This window comes from Frigoribacterium sp. Leaf415 (assembly GCF_001424645.1).
In the GTDB taxonomy this organism is placed as follows: domain Bacteria; phylum Actinomycetota; class Actinomycetes; order Actinomycetales; family Microbacteriaceae; genus Frigoribacterium.
The window spans coordinates 1,687,987-1,709,454 of the sequence record NZ_LMQR01000001.1 but is presented as its reverse complement, the minus strand read 5'-3'; the positions used below and the strand labels follow the sequence as shown (position 1 = coordinate 1,709,454).

23 protein-coding genes and 2 tRNA genes are annotated in these 21,468 nt (G+C 70.5%); 13 read left to right on the top strand and 12 right to left on the bottom strand.

The window, feature by feature from the left end; translation table 11 throughout:
• Nucleotides 1-28: 28 nt before the first annotated feature.
• Nucleotides 29-346 (bottom strand): metallopeptidase family protein, encoded by a 318-nt coding sequence (locus ASG28_RS07865; protein ID WP_055977206.1) that lies wholly within the window; start codon nucleotides 344-346, stop codon nucleotides 29-31.
• A gap of 179 nt (nucleotides 347-525) precedes the next feature.
• Between ASG28_RS07865 and ASG28_RS07860 the strand changes: the two genes are divergently transcribed.
• Complete coding sequence (locus tag ASG28_RS07860) at nucleotides 526-1,533, top strand: acyltransferase family protein (protein WP_055973829.1); 1,008 nt, start codon at nucleotides 526-528, stop codon at nucleotides 1,531-1,533.
• A gap of 96 nt (nucleotides 1,534-1,629) precedes the next feature.
• Here ASG28_RS07860 and ASG28_RS07855 read toward each other — a convergent pair.
• From ASG28_RS07855 to ASG28_RS07840, 4 genes are all read right to left on the bottom strand, one after another.
• Nucleotides 1,630-1,702: transfer RNA gene (locus ASG28_RS07855), tRNA-His, on the bottom strand.
• 40 nt (nucleotides 1,703-1,742) lie between these two features.
• Nucleotides 1,743-2,363 (bottom strand): oligoribonuclease, encoded by a 621-nt coding sequence (gene orn / locus ASG28_RS07850; protein WP_055973825.1) that lies wholly within the window; start codon nucleotides 2,361-2,363, stop codon nucleotides 1,743-1,745.
• A gap of 78 nt (nucleotides 2,364-2,441) precedes the next feature.
• The gene (locus tag ASG28_RS07845; protein WP_055973822.1) at nucleotides 2,442-3,701 is read right to left on the bottom strand and encodes an MFS transporter; all 1,260 of its coding nucleotides are present in this window, start codon (nucleotides 3,699-3,701) and stop codon (nucleotides 2,442-2,444) included.
• Nucleotides 3,698-4,159: a MarR family winged helix-turn-helix transcriptional regulator gene (locus ASG28_RS07840; protein WP_055973818.1), complete on the bottom strand. Its 462-nt coding sequence runs from the start codon at nucleotides 4,157-4,159 to the stop codon at nucleotides 3,698-3,700. Before ASG28_RS07840 ends, ASG28_RS07845 begins: the two co-directional genes overlap by 4 nt.
• A 120-nt stretch (nucleotides 4,160-4,279) precedes the next feature.
• Between ASG28_RS07840 and ASG28_RS07835 the strand changes: the two genes are divergently transcribed.
• The 5 genes from ASG28_RS07835 to ASG28_RS07815 all read left to right on the top strand — a co-directional run bounded on the left by ASG28_RS07835 (nucleotide 4,280) and on the right by ASG28_RS07815 (nucleotide 8,569).
• Nucleotides 4,280-4,564: a hypothetical protein gene (locus ASG28_RS07835; RefSeq protein ID WP_055973813.1), complete on the top strand. Its 285-nt coding sequence runs from the start codon at nucleotides 4,280-4,282 to the stop codon at nucleotides 4,562-4,564.
• Between the two features lie 84 nt (nucleotides 4,565-4,648).
• The gene (locus ASG28_RS07830; RefSeq protein ID WP_055973810.1) at nucleotides 4,649-4,909 is read left to right on the top strand and encodes a thioredoxin family protein; all 261 of its coding nucleotides are present in this window, start codon (nucleotides 4,649-4,651) and stop codon (nucleotides 4,907-4,909) included.
• 97 nt (nucleotides 4,910-5,006) lie between these two features.
• Complete coding sequence (locus tag ASG28_RS07825; protein WP_055973806.1) at nucleotides 5,007-6,305, top strand: bifunctional glycosyltransferase family 2/GtrA family protein; 1,299 nt, start codon at nucleotides 5,007-5,009, stop codon at nucleotides 6,303-6,305.
• Entirely contained in the window at nucleotides 6,302-8,437 is a 2,136-nt protein-coding gene (locus ASG28_RS07820) for a glycosyltransferase family 39 protein (RefSeq protein WP_082454499.1), read from the top strand. The genes ASG28_RS07825 and ASG28_RS07820 overlap by 4 nt, the downstream gene beginning before the upstream one ends.
• 56 nt (nucleotides 8,438-8,493) lie before the next feature.
• Nucleotides 8,494-8,569, top strand: a tRNA-Arg gene (locus tag ASG28_RS07815).
• A 237-nt stretch (nucleotides 8,570-8,806) separates the two neighbouring features.
• Here ASG28_RS07815 and ASG28_RS07810 read toward each other — a convergent pair.
• The 3 genes from ASG28_RS07810 to ASG28_RS07800 all read right to left on the bottom strand — a co-directional run bounded on the left by ASG28_RS07810 (nucleotide 8,807) and on the right by ASG28_RS07800 (nucleotide 11,215).
• Nucleotides 8,807-9,673, bottom strand: coding sequence for a hypothetical protein (locus tag ASG28_RS07810; RefSeq protein WP_157485672.1), 867 nt, complete (start codon nucleotides 9,671-9,673; stop codon nucleotides 8,807-8,809).
• A gap of 102 nt (nucleotides 9,674-9,775) precedes the next feature.
• Nucleotides 9,776-10,072 (bottom strand): hypothetical protein, encoded by a 297-nt coding sequence (locus tag ASG28_RS07805; protein ID WP_235477679.1) that lies wholly within the window; start codon nucleotides 10,070-10,072, stop codon nucleotides 9,776-9,778.
• A gap of 123 nt (nucleotides 10,073-10,195) precedes the next feature.
• Entirely contained in the window at nucleotides 10,196-11,215 is a 1,020-nt protein-coding gene (locus ASG28_RS07800) for an aldo/keto reductase (RefSeq protein WP_055973801.1), read from the bottom strand.
• A gap of 47 nt (nucleotides 11,216-11,262) precedes the next feature.
• On the opposite strand from ASG28_RS07800, the gene msrA reads away from it, so the two are divergent.
• The 6 genes from msrA (at nucleotide 11,263) to ASG28_RS07770 (ending at nucleotide 15,559) form a co-directional block, all read left to right on the top strand.
• Nucleotides 11,263-11,790: a peptide-methionine (S)-S-oxide reductase MsrA gene (gene msrA / locus ASG28_RS07795; protein WP_055973798.1), complete on the top strand. Its 528-nt coding sequence runs from the start codon at nucleotides 11,263-11,265 to the stop codon at nucleotides 11,788-11,790.
• A 56-nt stretch (nucleotides 11,791-11,846) separates the two neighbouring features.
• A complete protein-coding gene (locus ASG28_RS07790) occupies nucleotides 11,847-12,062 on the top strand; it encodes a hypothetical protein (protein WP_055973797.1) in 216 nt (71 codons plus the stop codon).
• A 121-nt stretch (nucleotides 12,063-12,183) separates the two neighbouring features.
• Nucleotides 12,184-12,789 (top strand): single-stranded DNA-binding protein, encoded by a 606-nt coding sequence (ssb, locus tag ASG28_RS07785; RefSeq protein ID WP_055973793.1) that lies wholly within the window; start codon nucleotides 12,184-12,186, stop codon nucleotides 12,787-12,789.
• A gap of 128 nt (nucleotides 12,790-12,917) precedes the next feature.
• Entirely contained in the window at nucleotides 12,918-13,346 is a 429-nt protein-coding gene (locus ASG28_RS07780; RefSeq protein ID WP_055973788.1) for a DUF6993 domain-containing protein, read from the top strand.
• Nucleotides 13,347-13,383: 37 nt separating this feature from the next.
• A complete protein-coding gene (gene ettA, locus ASG28_RS07775; RefSeq protein ID WP_055973786.1) occupies nucleotides 13,384-15,069 on the top strand; it encodes an energy-dependent translational throttle protein EttA in 1,686 nt (561 codons plus the stop codon).
• A 16-nt stretch (nucleotides 15,070-15,085) separates the two neighbouring features.
• Nucleotides 15,086-15,559: an acyl-CoA thioesterase gene (locus ASG28_RS07770; protein ID WP_055973783.1), complete on the top strand. Its 474-nt coding sequence runs from the start codon at nucleotides 15,086-15,088 to the stop codon at nucleotides 15,557-15,559.
• A gap of 38 nt (nucleotides 15,560-15,597) precedes the next feature.
• Here ASG28_RS07770 and ASG28_RS07765 read toward each other — a convergent pair whose 3' ends face one another.
• Nucleotides 15,598-16,467 carry an acyl-CoA thioesterase gene (locus ASG28_RS07765; RefSeq protein ID WP_055973780.1) on the bottom strand — a complete coding sequence of 290 codons (870 nt, stop codon included), beginning with the start codon at nucleotides 16,465-16,467 and terminating at the stop codon, nucleotides 15,598-15,600.
• A gap of 21 nt (nucleotides 16,468-16,488) precedes the next feature.
• On the opposite strand from ASG28_RS07765, the gene ASG28_RS07760 reads away from it, so the two are divergent.
• Complete coding sequence (locus tag ASG28_RS07760) at nucleotides 16,489-17,160, top strand: hypothetical protein (protein ID WP_055973777.1); 672 nt, start codon at nucleotides 16,489-16,491, stop codon at nucleotides 17,158-17,160.
• 66 nt (nucleotides 17,161-17,226) lie between these two features.
• Here the strand turns inward: ASG28_RS07760 and ASG28_RS07755 are convergent, their stop codons facing one another.
• The 3 genes from ASG28_RS07755 to pepN all read right to left on the bottom strand — a co-directional run bounded on the left by ASG28_RS07755 (nucleotide 17,227) and on the right by pepN (nucleotide 21,391).
• Nucleotides 17,227-17,646, bottom strand: coding sequence for a globin (locus ASG28_RS07755; protein ID WP_055977197.1), 420 nt, complete (start codon nucleotides 17,644-17,646; stop codon nucleotides 17,227-17,229).
• 74 nt (nucleotides 17,647-17,720) lie between these two features.
• A complete protein-coding gene (locus ASG28_RS07750; RefSeq protein WP_055973773.1) occupies nucleotides 17,721-18,722 on the bottom strand; it encodes a mechanosensitive ion channel family protein in 1,002 nt (333 codons plus the stop codon).
• 128 nt (nucleotides 18,723-18,850) lie between these two features.
• Nucleotides 18,851-21,391, bottom strand: a complete 2,541-nt coding sequence (gene pepN / locus ASG28_RS07745; RefSeq protein ID WP_055973770.1) for an aminopeptidase N — start codon at nucleotides 21,389-21,391, stop codon at nucleotides 18,851-18,853.
• Between the last annotated feature and the right edge of the window lie 77 nt (nucleotides 21,392-21,468).

Genomic DNA, 21,468 nt, shown 5'->3' with positions numbered 1-21,468 from the left:
CCAGATCATCGGCTGACGGCGGCCTCCGTCAGGCCCAGCCGAGCTCGTGCAGTTGGTCGTCGTCGATGCCGTAGAAGTGGGCGATCTCGTGGACGAGCGTGACGTGGATCTCGTCGGCGAGCTGGTCGAGGTCGTCCACGGCGGCGAGGTGCGGTTCGCGGTAGAGGATGACCCGGTCGGGTAGCTCGCCGAAACCGTACTGGCCGCGTTCGGTGAGGGCGACGCCGTCGTAGAGGCCGAGCAGGTCGAGCGTGCCGTCCTCGGGGCGGTCCTCCGTGACGAACACGATGTTGTCGAGTCCGTCGACCATGTCGTCGGGCAGCAGGTCGAGTTGGTCGACCACCATCGCGTCGAACGCCTCCGCGCTCACGTCCGCCGGGTCGAGGCCGTCGGCAGGCCGTCCTTCGTCGCTCTGGTCCACGGTGCGAGCCTGCCATCTGGGGCTGCGAGGGCGGTGTGTTCCGCGGGCGGGTCGTCGTCCAGCCCTGCGAGGGGTCGGCTAACCTTTCTGCGGAACGGGAGGCCATGACACATCCTGAGATCCCGGCGACGTCCGACCACGTCGAGAACGGTGACACCCGGTCGGGACCCCGCAGCGTCGCCGTCGACCTGGTCCGCGTCGTCGGCGTCGTCGCCATCGTCGCGGCCCACAACTGGGGTGAGCGGCCCTGGGCGCATCCGTGGTTCTACACCTGGCACGTGCCGGTCTTCTTCGTCATCACGGGCTATCTCTGGAAATCCGACCGCCGGACGAGCCGCGAGCTCGCGAACCGCGCCCGGACCCTGCTGGTGCCGTACCTGGCCTGGCTCGTCGTCGTGACGCTCGTCATGCAGGGCTTCCTGCTCACGCGCGGGGGGATGGTGACCGACGGGCTGCTGCGGGCGATGGTCCTCGGCGGTTCGCACCTCGCGCGCCCGTACTCGACCTTCTGGTTCGTCACGGCCCTGTTCTCGGCCGCCGTCCTGATGCGTTTCCTGCAGAACCGGGTCGCCTTCCTGCCGTGGGTCGTCGGCGGTCTCGGTCTGGCCTGGGCCGCGACCGACCCCGCCGGACTGAGCGCCGTGCCGCAGTCGTTGGGACTGGCGCTGCCTGCTCTCGTGTTCATCGGCGTCGGCATGGTGCTGCGGCGCCAGCGCGAACGGATCACCGAGCCGCTGGTCGTCGGAGCCGTCCTGCTGGTGCCTGCCCTGGTGCTCGGCGGGCGCGGAGTGTTCGCTCCGCTCGACATGAAGATCGGCGTCTTGGGGCAGCCCCTGGTGGGCGTGTTCATGGCGTCGGCCATCTCGTGCGGGGCGATCCTCGTCGCCGAGGGCACGGAGCGATGGCTGCCCCGGTGGACGCGCCGTGTCGTCACGGAGGTCGCTCAGGTGTCGCTGCCGATCATCATGGCTCACACGTTGGTGTTCGCCCTGTTCGAGCAATCGGGGGTGGCTCTGTCGAAGTGGAGTTTCGTGGTGGCCTACGGAGCCCCGCTCGTGCTGGGACTCGTCCTCGCTCGCACACCTGCCCGAGCGATCTTCCTCGGTCGCTGAACTCGACCCGGAAGGACGCGAAGTCCTGACCCGCGACCGGAAGGCGCCGGCGCACGAAAAATCCCCTGCCCATCGAGGGGCAGGGGATTTCGTCGGGGTGAGTAACGGGGCTTGAACCCGCGGCCTCCTAGACCACAACCAGGCGCTCTACCAGCTGAGCTATACCCACCATGTGCACTCGCCGAGGCGATCGCAACGAGAAGACTCTACTACAACCGGGGGGCCCATTCGTCCACGACGGCTTTCGAGATCGCCTGGACGTCCTCGGTGGTGGGGCCGGGGTCGGCGACGAAGCCGGCGCGACGGTAGTACTCGAGTTCGCGGATGGATTCGAGGATGTCGGCCAGGGCGCGGTGTCCGCCGTGCTTCTGGGGGGCGTTGAAGTACACGCGGGGGAACCAGCGGCGGGCGAGCTCTTTGATGGACGACACGTCGACGCTGCGGTAGTGCAGGTGGCCGTCGACGCGGGGCATGTACTTCGCGAGGAAGGCCCGGTCGGTGCCGATGGTGTTGCCGGCGAGGGGGGCGTGCTGCTCGGTGGGGACGTACTTGAGGATGTACTCCAGCACCTCGAACTCGGCCTCGGCGAGGCTCACGCCGTCGGGGATCTCGTCGATGAGGCCTGACGAGCGGTGCATCTCGGTGACGAACTCGCCCATGTTGTCGAGGGCGGACTGGTCGGGTTTGATGACGATGGTGAAGCCCGGGTGCACGGGCTTCAGGTCGAAGTCCGTGACCACCACGGCCACCTCGACCAGTTCGTCGACCGAGAGGTCGAGCCCGGTCATCTCGCAGTCGATCCAGACCAGTCGGTCGTTGCTCGTAGCCATTCCGCGAGTCTAGTCCGGTGCCCTTCCGGCACCGCGCCTCCTGCCCCGGACCCGTGCAGGAGGCGCGGTGCGGGTCGGTCAGATCGCCTCGCCGGCTCCGATGGCCTCCGCTTCGACGCGAGCCGGTTCGGGGCCGTCGTCGACCCGGCGCAGGGCCCCGCGCGCGGCCACCACGACGACGAAGGCGACGGCGACGCTCGCGGCGGCGAACACGTAGGCGGCGCTCGGGGCGATCGTGTCGGCGAGCAGGGTCGCGACGGGCGGGGCGACGGCTCCGCCGAGGAAGCGCACGCCCGAGTAGGCGCTGGACGCGACCGAGCGGGGCAGGTCGGTGGCCTCCATGACGGACTCGGTCAGCACGGTGTTGAGCACGCCGAGCACGAGGCCGCCGACGACGACGCAGACCACGAGGGCGGCCGGCGTCGCGACGACGATCGCGGCGGCGACGAGGTCGAGCGCGAGCAGGGGAAGGGCGATGCGCAGGACGGTCGTCCGGCGCAGGCGTGCGGTCAGCAGCGGGGCGACCCAGACCGAGGTGATCGCGAGGCCGACGCCCCAGCCGAAGAACGTGAACCCGATGCCGAGTGCTCCGAAGCCGAGCGGGTACGGCGTGTAGGCGAGCAGGACGAAGAAGCCGATGTTGTAGAAGAGTGCGGTCGCGGCGAGGGCGCCGAGCGCTGGGTTGCCCAAGGCGCGGAACGGTGCCGAGAGCGCCGTCGGCGTGGGTTTCTCCGTTGCGCCGCCCTTCAGGAAGAGCACGATCGCGATGAAGGCGATCGCCATCAGCGTGGTGACGCCGAAGAACGGGCCGCGCCAGCTGACCGAGCCGAGCAGGCCGCCGATCAGCGGGCCGATGGCGATGCCGAGGCCGAGCGCCGCCTCGTAGAGGATGATCGCCGATGCCGTGCCGCCGGACGCCGCCCCGACGATGGTCGCGAGCGCGGTCGAGATGAACAGGGCGTTGCCGAGCCCCCACCCGGCGCGGAAGCCGATGATCGACCAGACGTCGCCGCTGGTGGCGGCGAGCAGAGCGAAGACGACGATCAGGGCGAGCCCGATCAGCAGGGTGCGCTTGGCGCCGAGTCGGCTCGACACCCAGCTGGTGAAGAACATCGCGACGCCCGTGACGGCGAGGTAGCTGGTGAAGAGCAGCTCGGTCTGTGTCGGGCTGGCCTTCAGCGACTCCGCGATCGCGGGGAGGATCGGGTCGACGAGGCCGATTCCCATGAAGGCGACGACGCAGGCGAAGGCGATGGCCCACACGGCGGTCGGCTGCTTCAGGATGCTCGGCTTCGGTTCGTGCGTGGTGCGGGCCGAGGCAGGGGTAGGCGCGCTCACGCGAACACCGCCTCGGTGTCGGCGCGGTCGTCGGCACGGGTGCCGACCCGCGAGGCCAGCAGGCGGGTCGCGTGCTCGAGCACGGCCCATTCGTCGTCGTCGAGATCTGCGAACAGGCCGCCGAGCGAGTCGGCGAGTTGCCCCCGCCATTCGGTGAGGGCCGCCGTGCCCTTGTCGGTGATGGCGATCAACCAGGCCCGGGAGTCGTCGGTGTCGGGGATGCGCTCGACCAGCTCGTCGTCGGCGAGCCCCCGCACGAGCTTGGTCATGGTCGGCTGTGAGACGCGGCTGGCCCGGGCGAGGTCGCCGACGCGCAGCTCGCCGTCGGTCGTCAGGATCGAGAGCGTCCGCCAGACGGCGGGTGAGGTGGTGCGGCCGGTCTCCTGCGCGGCGATGCGCGTCAAGCGATGGGGCGACGTCAGGAGGGATTCCAAGATGTCTGTCGGCTGGGAAGTCATCCTCCCAGTGTATAGCCAAGCTATATAGCTTGGCTATCTTTTTTGGGCAAGGGGAAAGGCGAGGGGGAATGCGAGGGGAAGCTGGGCGCCGACTCCGCGCCTCCTGGTAGACCTGTGGGCATGACAGACAGCAAGCCCACCGTGGCCGAGGGTTCCGAGTACGTCGTCTTCTTCGACGGCGGTCCGAGCGACGGCTCCACCGACACCCGCATCAGCACCGACGGTTCGTACGACGAGCAGATCACCGACTTCGTCCTGATCGACGGCATGGAGACCGGCATCGTCTACACCGCCACCGAGGCGAAGATGGTCGGCGAGCAGCTCCAGGTGCACTACGCGCTCGACGCGAAGGACAGCGACCCCGTCGACGACCCGGAAGACCGCAACGACGACCGCGACAACTGACGTCGGCGGCTCCGGCCGCGACGACGCACGAGACCGCAGGAGGCGCGGGGGAAGTTTCCCCCGCGCCTCCTCGTTGTGCCCGGCATGATGCTCGAGCTGTACACGTCCGCCTTCTGCGGTCCCTGCCACGCGGCCAGGGCGATCGTGGCCGAGGCGAGGGGGCTCGTGCCCTCCCTGGTGGTCGACGAGGCCGACGTCGCCGCCCGGCCGGAGGCTGCCGAGCGGCGCGACGTCCGCAGCACGCCGACCATCGTGATCACGCGGGACGACGGCGAGGTCGTCTTCCGCTCACCGGGAGTGCCGACGCTGGACCGCCTGCTCGGGGCCCTGTCCCTCGCGATCTGATCGCGGCGCCCCCGTCATGGAGGGCTCATAGGATCTCTGCGGCGTCGCCATCGACCGGTGCAAGGCCGCTGATGGGCTGGCGACCGATCGTGGTCCCATGCCTGACACCGACATCCTGCGTCTCGACATCGTGGTGCCCGTCTTCGACGAGGCCGCCACCCTCGAGGCCAGCATCACGAGCCTCCATGACCATCTGACCCGTCACGTCACCGAGACCTGGCGCATCACCGTGGCCGACAACGCCAGCACCGACGGCACGGCGGCCCTCGCCGACGACCTCGCCCGACGCCTGCGGGGCGTGACCGCCGTCCACCTCGCCGAGAAGGGCCGAGGCCGTGCCCTCAAGCAGGTCTGGGCGGCCTCGCCCGCCGACGTGCTGGTCTACCTCGACGAGGACCTCTCCACCGACCTCTCGGCGCTCGGCCCGCTCGTGGCACCGCTGCTCTCCGGCCACTCCGACCTCGCGATCGGCACCCGGCTCAGCCGGTCGTCGCGGGTCGTGCGCGGCGGCAAGCGGGAGTTCGTCTCGCGCAGCTACAACTTCCTGCTGCGTCGCACCATGGGGGTCGGGTTCAGCGACGCCCAGTGCGGCTTCAAGGCGATCCGGCGCGAGGCCGCCGAGCGACTGCTGCCCCTCGTCGAGGACACCGGGTGGTTCTTCGACACCGAGCTGCTGATCCTCGCCGAGCGCTCGGGCCTGCGCATCCACGAGGTCCCGGTCGACTGGGTCGACGACCCCGACAGCTCGGTCGACATCTTCTCCACGGCCGCCGCCGACCTCAAGGGGATGCTGCGGGTGGGCACGGGCATCGCCCGGGGCGCGATCCCGGTCCAGGCGGTGTACGACGCGATCGGAAGGCGTCCGTTCGAGCCGCCCGCGCCTCCGACGTTCTTCTCGCAGGTCGTCCGGTTCGGCGTCGTCGGGGCCGCCTCGACCGCCGCGTACGCACTGCTCTACCTCGGCGCGCAGCAGGTGATGCCGGCCCAGGCCGCGAACGTCGTGTCGTTGTTCGTCACGGCCGTGCTCAACACGGCCGCCAACCGGCGGTTCACGTTCGGGGTGCGGGGAGCGTCGGGCGTGGCGCGGCACCAGCTGCAGGGGTTGACGGTCTTCGTGCTCGCCTGGGTGCTGACCTCGGGGTCGCTCGTCGTGCTGCACGCCGCGGCTCCCGCGGCGGGCGCACGAGCCGAGCTGCTCGTGTTGACCGCAGCGAACCTCGTGGCGACCGTGCTGCGCTTCGTGCTGTTGCGCGTCTGGGTGTTCCGGTCGCAGGCGACGCATGTCACGCCCGGGCCGGCCGACGAGCGGGTCGGTGCCACCGACCCCGTGTCCGACCTCACCACCCGCTTCGTCGCCGTCGCCGGCGACGACGACGTCACGGGGGTCCGTCGATGAGCGCCGGGACGACGCCGGTGCCGCTGGCCGATCGACGCCCGCCGTCCGGCTCGGCCGGCCCGCGCCTCCGTTCGCTCACTCATCGTCTGGTGCGCGGGCGCGAGGACGCGGCACGGTGGGAGCGACCGGCGTTCCTCGCCCTGCTGGTCGCCACGGGGGCGTTCTACCTGGTGAACCTGTCGGCGAACGGCTGGGCGAACTCGTTCTACTCGGCCGCGGTGCAGGCGGGTTCGCAGAACTGGGAGGCGTTCCTCTACGGCTCGTCCGACGCCGCGAACTCGATCACGGTCGACAAGCCGCCCGCGAGCCTCTGGGTCATGGCCCTGTCGGTCCGGCTGTTCGGGCTGTCGTCGTTCAGCATCCTGCTGCCCGAGGCCCTGATGGGAGTCGCGACCGTCGGACTCGTCTGGGCCACGGTGCGGCGGCACTTCTCGGCCGTCGCCGCGTTCGTCGCCGGAGGCACCCTCGCACTGACCCCCGTCGCCGTGTTGATGTTCCGCTTCAACAACCCCGACGCGCTGCTCGTGCTGCTGCTGACCCTCGCCACGTACCTGACCCTGCGCGGCGTCGAGACGGGCCGCATCCGCTGGGTCGTCTGGGCCGGCGTCGCGATCGGCTTCGGCTTCCTGACCAAGCAGCTGCAGGCGTTCGTCATCCTGCCCGTGCTGGCCGGGGTGTACCTCGTCGCGGCGCCCGTCCTGCTGCGCAAGCGCGTGCTGCACCTGCTGGCCGCGCTCGGTGCGGTCGTGGTGTCGGCCGGCTGGTGGGTCGCCCTCGTCGAGCTGGTGCCCGCGAGCATGCGGCCGTACGTCGGTGGCTCGCAGACGAACTCGTTCCTCGAGCTGACCTTCGGCTACAACGGCCTAGGACGGCTCACGGGCGACGAGACCGGCAGCGTGACGGGCGGCGGAGGCGGCACCGGTGCGGCCACGACGGGCATGTGGGGCGAGACCGGCATCACGCGGCTCTTCACGGGCGAGTTCGGGGGCCAGATCACCTGGCTGCTGCCGGCCGCACTCGTCCTGGGGGTCTCGGCCCTCGTGCTGCTCGGCTGGCGGCACCGCACCTCGGCGCGTCGAGCCACGCTGCTGCTGTTCGGCGGGTGGACGGTGCTCACGGCGCTGGTCTTCAGTTTCATGTCGGGGATCTTCCACGCGTACTACACGGTGGCCCTCGCACCGGCGATCGCGGTGACCCTCGGGGTCGCGGCCGACGTGCTGTGGCGGCGACGGGCCCGGCTGTGGGTGCGGATCGTGCTGGCGGCGTCGGCTCTGCTCACGGGCGTCTGGGCCTGGGTGCTGCTCGGACGGTCGGAGGCCTGGCACCCCTGGCTCCGTTACGTCGTCGTCGCGCTCGCCGTGGTGGGCGCCGTGCTCGTGCTGCTGCCGCGACGGGGTCGGGCGCTCACGGCGGCGACGCTCGCCGTGCTGGTCGCGGGCGGCTTGCTGGCTCCGGCGGCCTACTCGATCGAGACCGTGTCGACGGCCCACACCGGCTCGATCGTCACGGCCGGGCCGACCGTGTCGGGTGGCACGGGCGGGTTCGGCGGTGGCGGCGCCGGCGGGTTCGGCGGTGGCGGCGGGGCCGCTGGTGGCGGGCCCGGTGGCACGGCTGGTGGCACGCCCCCGCAGCTGCCGGGCGGCACCGGCGGGGGAGTGGGCACCGCCTTCGGTCCCGGCACCGGCACGGGCACCGGAACCGGAACGGGCACCGCAGGAGGCGCGGGTACGGCCACGCGCGGATTCCCCGGTGGCGGGGGCGGAGCCGGCTCGTTGCTCGGCTCGGGCTCGGTGAGCGACGAGCTCTCAGCCGTGGTCGGCGCCGACGCGGACCGGTACACCTGGGTCGCCGCGGCCGTCGGGTCGAACACCGCGGCGGGCTACCAGCTCGCGACCGGCGACCCGGTGATGGCGGTCGGCGGGTTCAACGGAAGCGACCCGTCGCCGACCCTGGCGCAGTTCGAGCAGTACGTCTCCGACGGGCAGATCCACTGGTTCGTCGGAGGGACCGTCGGGCAGTCGAACGGCGGCAGCTCGTCCTCGAGCGAGATCGCGGCGTGGGTCGAGGCGAACTTCTCCTCGACCGAGGTCGACGGCGTCACGTTGTACGACCTGACCAGCCCGCTGGGCTGACCGGTACCGTGCCCGACCCGGCTCGACGGGCCGGGCACGGTATCGTGGACGGGTCCGCCCCCGTAGCTCAGCGGATAGAGCAGGAGCCTTCTAATCTCTTGGTCGCAGGTTCGATTCCTGCCGGGGGCACCACGCAGCCGATGATCCTCGCGGTGCTTCTCATCTCTTGCGGTGCTTCTCATCTCTTGGTCGCAGGTTCGATTCCTGCCGGGGGCACCACGCAGCCGATGATCCTCGCGGTGCTTCTCATCTCTTGGTCGCAGGTTCACTGTGCTGATGACGCTGGCTGCCGGGGGCACCACGCCTCCCACCCCCACACACGACGACGCGCCCCCGACCGAGGTCGGGGGCGCGTCGTCGTTCACGTGGTCAGTCGTCCGCGCGGTCGGGTGCCGTGCGGCGGCGGACCTGGCTCGCACTGACCGGCTGCTCGTAGCGCTCGTCGTCCATCGGGTCGTCGCGGGTGTCGTCGTGGGACGCGTCACCCGACGTGACGGTCGGTGCCTCGGGCGCGGATACCGGCGACGGTCCGGCCAGCGGGGCGGGAGCCGTCGGTGCCCGGTAGGCCTCGTCGCCACCCCGGACCGGGGCATCGTCGAGGGCTGCGGGGCGGAGCGCTGCCGAGGGTGCGGCCCCCGAGGGCGCGGAGGCCTCGGTGCGTCGCTGCTCGGTCGCCGACGCGGCGCGCTGCTCGGCCTCCCAGGCCTTCTGCTTCGCGGCCGTGTCGCGGTCGACGTCGGCCTCCTCGTACTTCCAGCGGGCGAGATCGTCGCGGAACAGCTTCTTGGCCCGCCCGGGACGGTTCTGCCACTCGACGAGGCGGTCGCGGAGTTCACCCAGCGTCTGCTCGGACTGGAAACTGAAGGACGCCGAGTTGCGCTTGATCTCGGCCAGTTCGTGAGCCGCCCAGTCGGCGGCGAGGGTGCTGCCGGTCGCGGGCAGCAGTCGCAGGCGGACGTCGGCTTCGTGACCGAGATGATCGGCGTAGGCACGCTCCTCGACCCCGAGCGAGCTGAAGACGGCACCCTTGCGGGCCGCCGAGACGAGGGCCGCGACCGCCGCCGCTTTCGCCTCGTCCTCGTGCAACGACACGACCCGTCGCGTGCTCGCGCGGCCGATGAGAGCTGCGACGATGCCGGCCACGACGATGGCGACGAAGGGGATCACCGCATCGGTGACGACGCGCCACCCGTTGTCGGAAGAGAGCCATTCGACAAAACCGTTCCACCACTGCATGGGGCGAACACTACAGCCGAGGTCGAAGGTTGCACGGCTGCGACATGCTGGCGAGCCCACCGTGGGGAAGGCCGTCACGGCCCCTCGGTGGCGTCGTCGGGATCAGGCGAACCGGAAGCAGTCGGTGGCGTCGTCGCGACTCCAGAACTCGCCGATCTCGACGAACTTGCGCTGACGTGGCAGGAACCGTTTGGCGCGGTACCGATCACCCTGCGGGTCGTCGAAGCGCTCGACGTAGCCCACGATCTCGCCACCGGGTCGGGTCACCCGGGCGAGGTCGTCGTGCACCTGGACGAGCTGCAGGCCGCCCCGGGTCGAGCGCAGGGCGGGGAGGGGAACGCCTGCGTGAGCGTGCTGGGCAGGCGGGACGATCGCGTGGTGGAGGGTGCTGCTGGTCATGAGGTGCTCCTGAGGTCATCCGGCCGATGCTGTCGAGAACACCCCTGACGCTAGGGGTGACCACCGACATCGACGTCGGACGCCTCGGAGGGCGCGGTGCCCGTCCGGCACCGCGCCGTCCGGTCAGCGACCGGTGCCGTCGACCGCCAGCGGTTCGATCGCCGCGAGCTCGTCCTCGGTCAGCTCGGCACCGTCGAGCGCGTCCAGGCTGTCGTCCAGCTGGGACACCGACGAGGCGCCGATGAGGGCGCTGGTCACGGCGGGTTGGCGCAGCACCCAGGTGAGCGAGAGCTGCGCGAGCGACTGGCCCCGCGCCTCCGCGATCTCGTTCAGGCCGCGGACGCGCGAGAGGTACGTCTCGTCGAAGGCGTCCTCGGAGAACCAGCGGCCTTCGGCCGCGCGTGAGCCCGCGGGAGCGCTGCCCGAGAGGTAGCGGTTCGTCAGGAGGCCCCCCGCCAGCGGCGAGAACACGATCGAGCCGACCCCTCGGGCCAGCAGGGTGTCGAAGAGGCCTCGCTCGGGCCGGCGGTCGAACATGTTGTACCGCGGCTGGTGGATCAGCAACGGCACGCCCTCGGCCGCCAGGGCGTCGATCGCGGCCTCGGTCTGCGCCGGGTCGTAGTTGGAGATGCCGGCGTAGAGCGCCTTGCCCTGCCGGACGGCCGTCGCGAGCGCGCCCATCGTCTCGTCGATCGGGGTCTCGGGGTCGGGACGGTGCGAGTAGAAGATGTCGACGTGGTCCATGCCGAGCCGCCCGAGGCTGGCCTCGAGCGAGTTCAGCAGGTACTTGCGCGACCCCCCGTCGCCGTACGGCCCAGGGGTCATGTCGTAACCCGCCTTGGACGACACCACGATCTCGTCACGATAGGGGCGCAGGTTCGCCGCGGCGATGCGGCCGAACTGTTCCTCCGCCGAGCCGTAGGGCGGGCCGTAGTTGTTCGCCAGGTCGAAGTGGGTGACCCCGCGGTCGAACGCGCGGAGCACGATGTCGCGCTGGGTCTCGAGTCCGCGGTCCGAACCGAAGTTGTTCCAGAAGCCCAGCGAGATGCGGGGCAGCTTGAGCCCGCTGCGGCCCGTGCGGACGTAGTCGAGTCGGGAGTACCGTGCGTCGTCGGCGACGTAGGGCGTGAAGGGTGATCTCATGCGGTCAGCCTAGGGCGGGGCCCGGACACGGGAGTAGGTTCACGGGCATGACGACATTCGTTCTCGCCGGCGGTTGCTTCTGGTGCCTCGACGCGGTCTACCGCACCCTCGACGGCGTCACCGAGGTGGTCTCGGGCTACACCGGTGGAGACACCCTGCAGCCGAGCTACGACGACGTGTGCACCGGCCGGACGGGGCACGCCGAGGCCGTCGCGGTCACCTTCGACCCCGAGAAGCTCCCCGCCGACGTCGTCCTCGACGTCTTCTTCACGCTGCACGACCCGCGTCAGCTGAACCGGCAGGGCGCGGACGTCGGCACCCAGTACCGTTCGGCGATGTTCTTCGCCGACGACGAGCAGGAGGCGCTCTTCCGGGCGGCCCGCGATCGCGCCTCCGAGGCCTGGGACGGCGGTGTCGTCACGACGATCGAGCCGCTGCCCACCTGGTACGACGCCGAGGAGCACCACCAGGACTTCTTCGCCAAGAACCCCGGCCAAGGCTACTGCACGGCCGTCGCTCTGCCGAAGGTCACCAAGATCCGCAAGTCGTACGCGAAGTACGTGCTCGCCTCGTAGACGGGCCGCGCCGACCGGCGCGACCGACCGAGAGAAGAGGAAAGGGGCGCTCGACGATGAGTGACCAGAACACCTTGCACCGACAGACCTGGGTGGCCGTGGGCCCGGCAGGCGCGGTCGGCACCATCCTGCGGACCGACGACGGCTTCGCCGTTCGCCTGTCCGCGAAGGGGGCGGACGGCGGCGTCTATCCGACCCTGGCCGTGGCCAAGAGCGCCCTGTTCGCGGCGTTGGGGCCGGGCGCCGACTACCCCGAGTTCCGCGAACACTGAGGTCCGGTCGTCGACGGAGGACCTGCCGTCGCGTCGTCCCCCGAGCGGCCCCCGTCGTCCTTCTCCACAAGGAGGCGCGGGTGCCGTCCCGGGGGCGGCCCGCCTTCGCGAGACTCCCGTCATGACAGACACCATCACCCTCACAGGGATCATCGCGACCGACCCCCGGGCCCTCGTCACGCAGTCCGGCCTCTCCATCACGAGCTTCCGCCTCGCCTCGTCGCAACGGCGCTACGACCGCGTCAAGGGCGAGTGGGTCGACGGCGAGACGAACTGGTACACCGTCACGGCCTTCCGCCAGCTCGCCGACAACGTCCTGGCCAGCCTCCGCAAGGGGCAGCGGGTCGTCGTCACCGGGCGGGTGCGCATCCGCTCGTGGGAGTCCGGCGAGCGCAGCGGCATGACGGTCGAGGTCGACGCCGACGCGATCGGCCACGACCTCGTCTGGGGCAGGTCGACCTTCGAACGGCGGGTCGCGTCCGCCCCGGCCGCCGCGCCGGTGGCGCCGTCGGCCGCGGGGGGCGACGATCCGGCCGCGACCCCCGACCAGAGCGGGTCGGCACCCGGGACGGAGGGCGACGGCGAGGCCGGTCACGGAGGCCCAGCGGACGGTTCCGCGTCGGATGGGTCCTCGTCGGACCCCGACCGGGTGGCGGTCCCGGACGACGGTGCCGACTGGGGTGCTCCACCGACCGTCGGCGCCGACGAGGTGCTGGCCCCGTTCTGACCCCCGGGCACTCCCGTGCTCCCGGCCCGCGGGTCGGCACGCCGTAGACTCGACACGGCTCGCCGACCCGCGGCCGCCACCCGCGACGAAGGGCACCCGTGACCGGTTCGAGACCCCCACGCGGCCCCGTGACAGCCGCGATCCTGTTGGCCCTGACGGTCTCCCTCGTCGGGTGCACGTCCTCGCCCGACCCTGCGCCGGCACCGTCCACCGCCGCGTCCACGGGCGCCCCGGCGTTCTCGTCCGAGTCCACGACGGCCGAGGCGCTGGCCCACTTCGACGCGGTCAACGCCGCGACCGTCGCGGCGAACGCCCGTCCGGGTGGGCGTGCGGTCGTCGACGCGCTGGTGGCCGGGGGCTTCGACAAGTCGACGATGCAGGTCACCGCCGACACGACCTCGATCGGCCGTGACGCCGACAGCGTGCAGTTCTCGGTGCTCTGGGGCCAGGACTGCCTGATCGGGCAGGTCTCGGGCGCGGGGTACACGAGCCAGACGGCGCCGGTGCTCGGCACGGGCGCCTGCCTCGTGGGGTCGACCCGAGCCATCGACTGGTGACGTCGGGGGCGGGGCCCCGCCCGATAGACTCGCTGCCATGGCCGAATACATTTACTCGATGGTGCGCGCCCGCAAGGCGGTCGGCGACAAGCTGATCCTCGACGACGTCACCATGTCGTTCATCCCGGGGGCGAAGATCGGTGTCGTGGGGCCGAACGGCGCCGGCAAGTCGACGATCCTCAAGATCATGGCGGGCCTCGACACCCCCAGCAACGGCGAGGCGAAGCTCAGCCCCGGCTACTCGGTCGGCATCCTCATGCAAGAGCCCGAACTCGACGAGACCAAGACCGTCCTCGAGAACGTCCAAGAGGGCGTGGGGCCGATCAAGCAGAAGCTCGACCGCTTCAACGAGGTCTCGGCCGCCATGGCCGAACCCGACGCCGACTTCGACGCCTTGCTCGCCGAGATGGGCACCCTGCAAGAAGAGATCGACGCCGCCGACGCCTGGGACCTCGACTCCCAGCTCGAGCAGGCCATGTCGGCTCTGCGCACGCCTCCGGGCGACGCCGAGGTCGCGAACCTCTCCGGTGGTGAGAAGCGCCGCGTCGCGCTGTGCAAGCTGTTGCTGCAGAAGCCCGACCTCCTGCTCCTCGACGAGCCCACCAACCACCTCGACGCCGAGAGCGTGCTCTGGCTCGAGCAGCACCTCAGCAAGTACCCCGGCGCCGTGCTCGCCGTGACCCACGACCGGTACTTCCTCGACCACGTCGCCGAGTGGATCGCCGAGGTCGACCGCGGTCGTCTCTACCCCTACGAGGGCAACTACTCGACCTACCTCGAGAAGAAGGGCGAGCGCCTCCAGGTCCAGGGCAAGAAGGACGCCAAGCTGGCCAAGCGCCTCGCCTCCGAGCTCGAGTGGGTCCGCAGCAACGCCAAGGGCCGTCAGGCGAAGTCGAAGGCGCGTCTGGCCCGCTACGAAGAGATGGCGAACGAGGCCGAGCGCACGCGCACCTTGGACTTCGAAGAGATCGTGATCCCCGTGGGCCCTCGCCTCGGCGCGCAGGTCATCGACGCCAAGAAGCTGCACAAGGCGTTCGGTGAGCGAGTGCTCATCGACGACCTGTCGTTCACCCTGCCCCGAAACGGCATCGTCGGCGTCATCGGCCCGAACGGCGTCGGCAAGACGACCCTCTTCAAGACGGTCGTCGGTCTCGAACCGCTCGACGGCGGCGAGCTGAAGGTCGGCGAGACGGTCGACATCTCGTACGTCGACCAGAGCCGTGGCGGCATCGACCCGAACAAGAACCTCTGGGAGGTCGTGTCCGAGGGGCACGACTACATCCAGGTCGGCAAGACCGAGATCCCGTCGCGCGCCTACGTGTCGCAGTTCGGCTTCAAGGGCCCCGACCAGCAGAAGAAGGCCGGCGTGCTGTCCGGTGGTGAGCGCAACCGCCTCAACCTGGCGCTGACCCTCAAGCAGGGCGGCAACCTGCTGCTGCTCGACGAGCCCACCAACGACCTCGACGTCGAGACCCTGGGCAGCCTCGAGAACGCGCTGCTCGAGTTCCCCGGCTGTGCCGTGGTCATCACACACGACCGGTGGTTCCTCGACCGCATCGCGACGCACATCCTCTCGTGGGAGGGCCTGAACGACGACGGCACCCCCAACTGGTACTGGTTCGAGGGCAACTTCGAGGCGTACGAAGAGAACAAGGTCGAGCGCCTCGGTGCCGACGCGGCGAAGCCGAGCTCGGCCACGTACCGCAAGCTCACGCGCGACTGACCGGCACCGCACCGTCATGACCCGCCTGCACGTGCCGACCCGAGTCCGCTGGAGCGATCTCGACGGGTACCGACACGTGAACAACGCGTCGATGCTGCGCCTCCTCGAGGAGGCGCGCATCGACGCGTTCTGGTCGGCCGACGGGGCGATCGACGAACGGTCGTCGGCCGCCGTCCTCGACGGCAGTCCGGACGCCACCACGATGACGCTCATCGCCCGGCAAGAGCTCGAGTACCTGATCCCCATCCCGTATCTGCGGGCCCCGCTCGACGTGCAGATCTGGGTCGGACGTCTCGGCGGAGCGAGCCTCGAGGTCTGCTACGAGGTGTGGTCGCCCGAGGGCGTCGAGCCGCGGCAGCTGTTCACGAAGGCCGCCACCACGATCGTGCTCGTCGACTCGGCGAGCAACCAGCCACGACGCATCTCCGACGTCGAGCGCGACGCCTGGTCGCCGTTCGTCGAAGAGCCCCTGGCCTTCCGCCGGCGCTGACCCGGCGCGGACCCGGCGCTGACCCGGCGCGAGTCGGATCAGCCTCGCGGCACCCGCACCATGCCCTCTTGCGCGACGCTCGCCACGAGCGTTCCCTCGCGGTCGTAGATGCGCCCGAGCGAGAGCCCGCGGCCACCGACCGCGTTGGGGCTCTCTTGCACGTAGAGCAGCCACTCGTCGACACGGGCGGGGCGGTGCCACCACATGGCGTGGTCGAGGCTCGCGACCTTGAGTCCGGGGGTGACGAACGCGACGCCGTGACGCCGGTAGATCGGTTCGAGCAGGGTGTAGTCGCTGGCGTAGAGCAGGGCGGCGCGGTGCAGGTCGGCGTCGTCGGGCAGCGGGCCCGTCGCCTTGAGCCAGACGGCCTGGTGGGCGACGTGGTCGCCCTCGACGCTGAAGAACACGGGCGAGGGCACGTGACGCATGTCGAACGGGCGCCGCGCCCACGACTGGGCGACGGGGTTGTCGACGGCCGACAGCAGCTCGGCGTCGCTCGGGACGTCCTCGGGGTCGGGCAGCCCGGTGGGCATGGCGACCTGGTGGTCGAGCCCCTCGTCGGGGGTCTGGAAGGACGCGATCATCGAGAAGATCGGCACGCCGTCCTGCGAGGCCTGGGTGCGGCGGGTCGCGAACGAGCGGCCGTCGTGGATGCGGTCGACCGTGAAGGTGATGGGGATCGTGAGGTCGCCGGGCCGCAGGAAGTACGAGTGCAGCGAATGGACGTCGCGTCCGCCCCCGACGGTGCGTTGCGCGGCGACGAGGGCCTGTGCGGCGACCTGTCCACCGAACACGCGACCGAGCGGCTCGGGCTGTGACCCCCCGGTGAAGACGTCCTGCCCGCCGACGTTGCCCGCCGGCGAGAGGTCGAGGGTGGACAGCAGGCTCTGCAGCGGATCGACGGTCACCCGATGTAGTTTAGGGGGCCGATGAACGACGCATTCACCCTCCCCGACTCCCTGTCCCTCAGCGATCTCGCGACCTATCTCGGGCGTGCCGGCCGGGTGGAGGACGGTTCGGTACGGCTCATCGCCGGCTCGGGCGTCCTCGCCGTCTACGTCGCCGTCTTCTACCCGATGGGGCTGCTCGACTCGAGCCCCACCGTGCTCGGACTCCGCACCTTCCAGCTCGACGACCGACCCGAGTTCGACGCCGTGGTGCCGGTCCGGTCGCTGAAAGAGCGCCTCGTACGCCTGCAGAACGACGTCGTCGACCCGACCGCGCCCGTCACCGTGTCCGTGCCCGCCACGGTCAACACGGTGACCTGGGCAGCCATCTCGCCGCCGCGGGGCGGTTGGGCGCGGCTCGAACCGATCGAGGCCGATCGCCTCCGCACGACGGCCGAGGCCGGCATCGCCCGCGTCGCCGAGGCGATCCCCACGGGCACCGGCGAGCAGATCGTGCACCGGGTGCGGGCCGACGTGTGGTCGGCACCCGTCGAGGGCGCCGAAGGAGTCCCCGCCGGCGCCGGCTTCGGTGCGCTCAGCCTGGGCTTCCTCGACGGCGAGGACGAGGTCGCCGTCTTCGAGACCGGCACCTGGACGCGCCTCACGACGCCCAAGGGCCACGTCCTCGTCAAGCGGCGGTCGTCCCTTCTCTGACGAGCGGTCCGACGCCGAACGGTCCGAAACGGAAGGTCCGTCGACGAGCGGTCCGTCGGCGAGCGGTCAGCGCTCGAACGTGTTGACCATGGCCTGGGCGGCACGGTCGAGGTAACCCCAAAGCATGGCGTCGTCGAGCGGCGCGAGTTCCAGTTCGTCGACGGCCACCCGCATGTGCTGCAGCCAGTGGTCACGTGCCTCGGGCGTCACCCGGAACGGCATGTGCCGCATGCGCAGGCGGGGGTGGCCCCGTTCTTCGCTGTACGTGGTGGGCCCGCCCCAGTACTGCTCGAGGAACCCTGTCAAGCGCTGGATCGCGCCCTCGAGATCCGCCTCGGGATACATCGGCCAGAGCACCTCGTCGGTCCGGACGCCCTCGTAGAAGCGGCGCACCAGCCTCTCGAAGGTCGGCCGACCGCCGATCTGCTGCCAGAAGTTGCCCTGGGCGGCGTCGTCACCGAGACCCCGCCGGACGGTGACCGGCACGGCCGATGGCACGGCCGACGGCGGGGGAGTCACGGGCTGCGCGCTGGACGGGCGCGGCGTCAGCGGGAGGTCGCTCACTTGCGCTTGCTCCGCGGCACGTGGGGCGTCGGCACCGTGCGCGGCGCCCGGGCACCCTGGACCGAGGAGGCGCTGTCGAAGCCGGTCAGGACGACGCTCGTCAACGAGGGCAACACGATGTCCATGGCGTCCAGGGTCTTCTTGAGCCGTGACCGCAGTTCGCGGTCGACGTTGTCGCGGTCGGAGGACCGGGTCTTGGCGACGATGCGGATCACCACGTGCTCCTCGGCGATCGACTGGATGCCCCAGACCTCGGGCTGGTCGATGATGGCGCGCCTCCACTTGGGGATCGCCGCGAGCTCGTTGGCCGTGTTCAGCATGGCGTCCTGCACCTGATCGACGTCGGCGGAGTACGGCACGGCGAGGTCGATGACCACGCGCGTCCAGCCCTGCGACATGTTGCCCACCCGCAGGATCTCCCCGTTGCGCACGAACCACAGCACGCCGTTGACGTCGCGCACCTGGGTGACCCTGATTCCCACCGCCTCGACGACACCTGCGGCGGGTCCGACGTCGACGACATCGCCCACGCCCAGCTGGTCCTCGGCGACCATGAAGATGCCGTTGAGCATGTCCTTCACGATGTTCTGGGCACCGAATGCGAGACCCGCCCCCACGACTCCGGCCGCGCTGACGATGGCGACGGCGTTGAAGTTGAGTTCGCCGAGGACCAACACGAGCGCGATGCCCGCGACGACGACCGTGACCACGTTGTTCAGCACGCTGCCGAGGGTGCGAGTGCGCTGCACGACGCGGACCGCCTGGAGCGGCGAGGCCATGAGGGCCTGCGTGTCGTCGACGTTCTGCTTCCGCTTGATGCCGTTCACGACCTGGTCGACCACCCGACGGATGGTGAAGTGCAGGGCGACGCGCAACAGCACCGCGACGAGCAGGATCGCGGCGATCCGGATGGGAACTCGCCACATCGTCCAGAAGGCGTCCCAGTCGAAGGCGATCGGGGCGGCGGGGTCGGTGGCAGCTGCGAGGAGGAGGTCCATATGAGCGACAAGTCAAGCATGCCTCCGCAACCCCACCCGGGAGGCGCCTGGACGCCGGAACGGCGGGCCCTGTGAGAGGGCCCGCCGTCCGGATCGATCGTCGGGTCGTCGCGCGACCCGGGACGTGACTACTGCTGGTCGACCGCCTGCACCCGCAGGGCCCGCTCGACGCCCGCGACGCTCTCGCTCACGATGCGGCGCAGGGCCGGCGTCTCGGGGTTCGCCTCGAGCCACGCGTACGACGCGTCGACGAGCGCCTGGTCGGCGAGGCCGGCCGGGTAGAGCCCCGAGACGAGGGTGTCGGCGATGTGGTAGCTGCGCGACTCCCAGATGCCGGTGAGCGACGAGAAGTAGCGCTCGACGAGCGGCTGCAGGATCGCCGGGTCGTTCGTGTGCTGGAACCCGAGGGTCGTCGCGCGGACGATGGCGTTGGGCTGTTCGGCGCTGTCGACGACCGACGCGAAGGCGGCGAGCTTGCCCTCGGTGGTCGCGATCGTCGCGCGGGCCCGTGCGGCCGCCTGGGCGCCGTTCGCCGTGTTGTCCTCGGCGAGGGCGGCGTCGATCTCGGCCTCGCCGGCGCCGCCGACGAGCACGAGGCCCTCGAGCAGCTGCCAGCGCAGGTCGGTGTCGACGGTGAGGCCCTCGAGGGCGAGCGATCCGTCGAGCAGACCGGCCAGCGCCTCCTCGTGTGCCTCGGTGGACGCGATCGCGGCGAAGAAGGTGACGAACTGGAACTGTGCGTCCGACCCGGCCTCGGCACCCTGGGCCAGGGCCCAGAGGCCGTCGCCGACCTCGGTGATCGTGGAGGCGCGGCGTGCGGGGGCGACGTAGCTGCGGGCGGTCTGCAGCAGCTGCGAGAGCGTGGTGCGGATCGTCGTCGACTCGGTCTCGGTCGCGATGTTGTCGAGCACGAGTCGTACGTAGTCGGAGGCCGAGGTCTCGGCGTCGCGCGTCGCGTCCCAGACCGAGCCCCAGACCAGGGCGCGCGCCAGTGGGTTCGAGATCTTCGACAGGTGCGCGATCGCGGTGGCGAGCGAGACCTCGTCGAGGCGGATCTTCGCGTAGGCGAGGTCGTCGTCGTTGATCAGCACGAGGTCGCCGCGGTTCAGGCCGACCAGTTCGGGCACCTCGGTGCGGGTGCCGTCGACGTCGATCTCGACGCGGTCGGTCCGCACCAGGGCGTCACCCTGCAGGGCGTAGAGGCCGATGGCGAGGCGGTGCGGTCGGATGGTGGGGTAGTCGGCCGGGGCCTCTTGCAGCACGGCGAACGACGTGATGACGCCGTCCTCGTCGACCTCGAGCTCGGGACGAAGGGTGTTGACGCCCGCGGTCTCGAGCCAGAGCTTCGACCAGCTGGTCAGCTCGCGGCCCGAGGTCGCCTCGAGCTCGACGAGCAGGTCGCTCAGCTCAGTGTTCGAGTGGTGGTGCTTCTTGAAGTACGCGGCGACGCCGGCGTAGAAGGCGTCGATGCCGACCCAGGCGACGAGCTGCTTGAGGACCGACCCGCCCTTGGCGTAGGTGATGCCGTCGAAGTTGACCTGGACGTCCTCGAGGTCGGTGATCGTGGCGACGACGGGGTGGGTCGACGGCAGCTGGTCCTGGCGGTAGGCCCAGCTCTTCTCCATCGCCTGGAAGGTGGTCCAGGCCTCGGTCCACTCGGTCGCCTCGGCGGTCGAGATGGTCGAGGCCCACTCGGCGAACGACTCGTTCAGCCAGAGGTCGTTCCACCACTTCATCGTGACGAGGTCGCCGAACCACATGTGGGCGAGCTCGTGCAGGATCGTGACGACGCGGCGTTCCTTGATGGCGTCGGTCACCTTGCTGCGGAAGACGTAGGTCTCGACGAAGGTGACGGCACCCGCGTTCTCCATGGCGCCGGCGTTGAACTCCGGCACGAAGAGCTGGTCGTACTTCTCGAAGGGGTACGCGTAGTCGAACTTGTCCTCGTAGTAGGCGAAGCCCTGACGGGTCTTCTCGAAGATGTAGTCGGCGTCGAGGTACTCCGTGAGCGAGCGACGCGTGAAGATGCCCAGCGGGATCGTTCGGCCGTCGGAGCTGGTGAGGTCGCTGCGGACGACGTCGTACGGGCCGGCGATGATCGCCGTGACGTAGCTCGACAGCACGGGCGTGGGCGAGAACGTCCAGGTGCCGGTCTCGCCGTCGACGACGGGGTCGGGGGTGGTCTGGTTGCTGACGACCTGCCAGCGTGCGGGCGCGGTGACCGTGAACTGGAACGTCGCCTTGAGGTCGGGCTGCTCGAAGACCGCGAAGACGCGGCGGCTGTCGGGCACCTCGAACTGCGAGTAGAGGTAGACCTCGCCGTCGACCGGGTCGACGAAGCGGTGCAGGCCCTCGCCGGTGTTGGTGTACTCGGCGTCGGCGACGACCTCGAGCACGTTGTCGGCGGCCAGCTCGGCGAGCTGGATGCGGACGCCGTCGGAGACCGCGTCGACGTCGAGCGCGGCGCCGTTGAGGGTCACCGAGTGCACGGTGCGGGTGAGCGCGTCGATGAAGGTCGACGCGCCGGGGGTGGCGGTGAAGCGCACGGTGGTCGAGCTGCCGAACACCTCGTCGCCGCGGGTCAGGTCGAGGGCGATCTCGTACGACTGCACGTCGACGACGTTCTTGCGCTCTTGCGCCTCGACGCGGGTGAGGTTCTCTCCGGGCACGCTGGCTCCATCCGTCTGGGGGGTGAGGGGGGACTCGTGGTCCGCTGAGAGCCTAGACCGGCTGTACGACACCGGGG

What these genes read in the sequence shown, in the direction of transcription:
- ASG28_RS07865 (WP_055977206.1), bottom strand. Translation starts at nt 346, where the DNA reads ATGGTGGTCGACCAACTCGACCTGCTGCCCGACGACATGGTCGACGGA.
- ASG28_RS07860 (WP_055973829.1), top strand. Translation starts at nt 526, where the DNA reads ATGACACATCCTGAGATCCCGGCGACGTCCGACCACGTCGAGAACGGT.
- orn (WP_055973825.1), bottom strand. Translation starts at nt 2,363, where the DNA reads ATGGCTACGAGCAACGACCGACTGGTCTGGATCGACTGCGAGATGACC.
- ASG28_RS07840 (WP_055973818.1), bottom strand. Translation starts at nt 4,159, where the DNA reads ATGACTTCCCAGCCGACAGACATCTTGGAATCCCTCCTGACGTCGCCC.
- ASG28_RS07835 (WP_055973813.1), top strand. Translation starts at nt 4,280, where the DNA reads ATGACAGACAGCAAGCCCACCGTGGCCGAGGGTTCCGAGTACGTCGTC.
- ASG28_RS07830 (WP_055973810.1), top strand. Translation starts at nt 4,649, where the DNA reads ATGATGCTCGAGCTGTACACGTCCGCCTTCTGCGGTCCCTGCCACGCG.
- ASG28_RS07825 (WP_055973806.1), top strand. Translation starts at nt 5,007, where the DNA reads ATGCCTGACACCGACATCCTGCGTCTCGACATCGTGGTGCCCGTCTTC.
- ASG28_RS07820 (WP_082454499.1), top strand. Translation starts at nt 6,302, where the DNA reads ATGAGCGCCGGGACGACGCCGGTGCCGCTGGCCGATCGACGCCCGCCG.
- ASG28_RS07810 (WP_157485672.1), bottom strand. Translation starts at nt 9,673, where the DNA reads ATGCAGTGGTGGAACGGTTTTGTCGAATGGCTCTCTTCCGACAACGGG.
- ASG28_RS07805 (WP_235477679.1), bottom strand. Translation starts at nt 10,072, where the DNA reads ATGACCAGCAGCACCCTCCACCACGCGATCGTCCCGCCTGCCCAGCAC.
- ASG28_RS07800 (WP_055973801.1), bottom strand. Translation starts at nt 11,215, where the DNA reads ATGAGATCACCCTTCACGCCCTACGTCGCCGACGACGCACGGTACTCC.
- msrA (WP_055973798.1), top strand. Translation starts at nt 11,263, where the DNA reads ATGACGACATTCGTTCTCGCCGGCGGTTGCTTCTGGTGCCTCGACGCG.
- ASG28_RS07790 (WP_055973797.1), top strand. Translation starts at nt 11,847, where the DNA reads ATGAGTGACCAGAACACCTTGCACCGACAGACCTGGGTGGCCGTGGGC.
- ssb (WP_055973793.1), top strand. Translation starts at nt 12,184, where the DNA reads ATGACAGACACCATCACCCTCACAGGGATCATCGCGACCGACCCCCGG.
- ettA (WP_055973786.1), top strand. Translation starts at nt 13,384, where the DNA reads ATGGCCGAATACATTTACTCGATGGTGCGCGCCCGCAAGGCGGTCGGC.
- ASG28_RS07770 (WP_055973783.1), top strand. Translation starts at nt 15,086, where the DNA reads ATGACCCGCCTGCACGTGCCGACCCGAGTCCGCTGGAGCGATCTCGAC.
- ASG28_RS07760 (WP_055973777.1), top strand. Translation starts at nt 16,489, where the DNA reads ATGAACGACGCATTCACCCTCCCCGACTCCCTGTCCCTCAGCGATCTC.
- ASG28_RS07750 (WP_055973773.1), bottom strand. Translation starts at nt 18,722, where the DNA reads ATGGACCTCCTCCTCGCAGCTGCCACCGACCCCGCCGCCCCGATCGCC.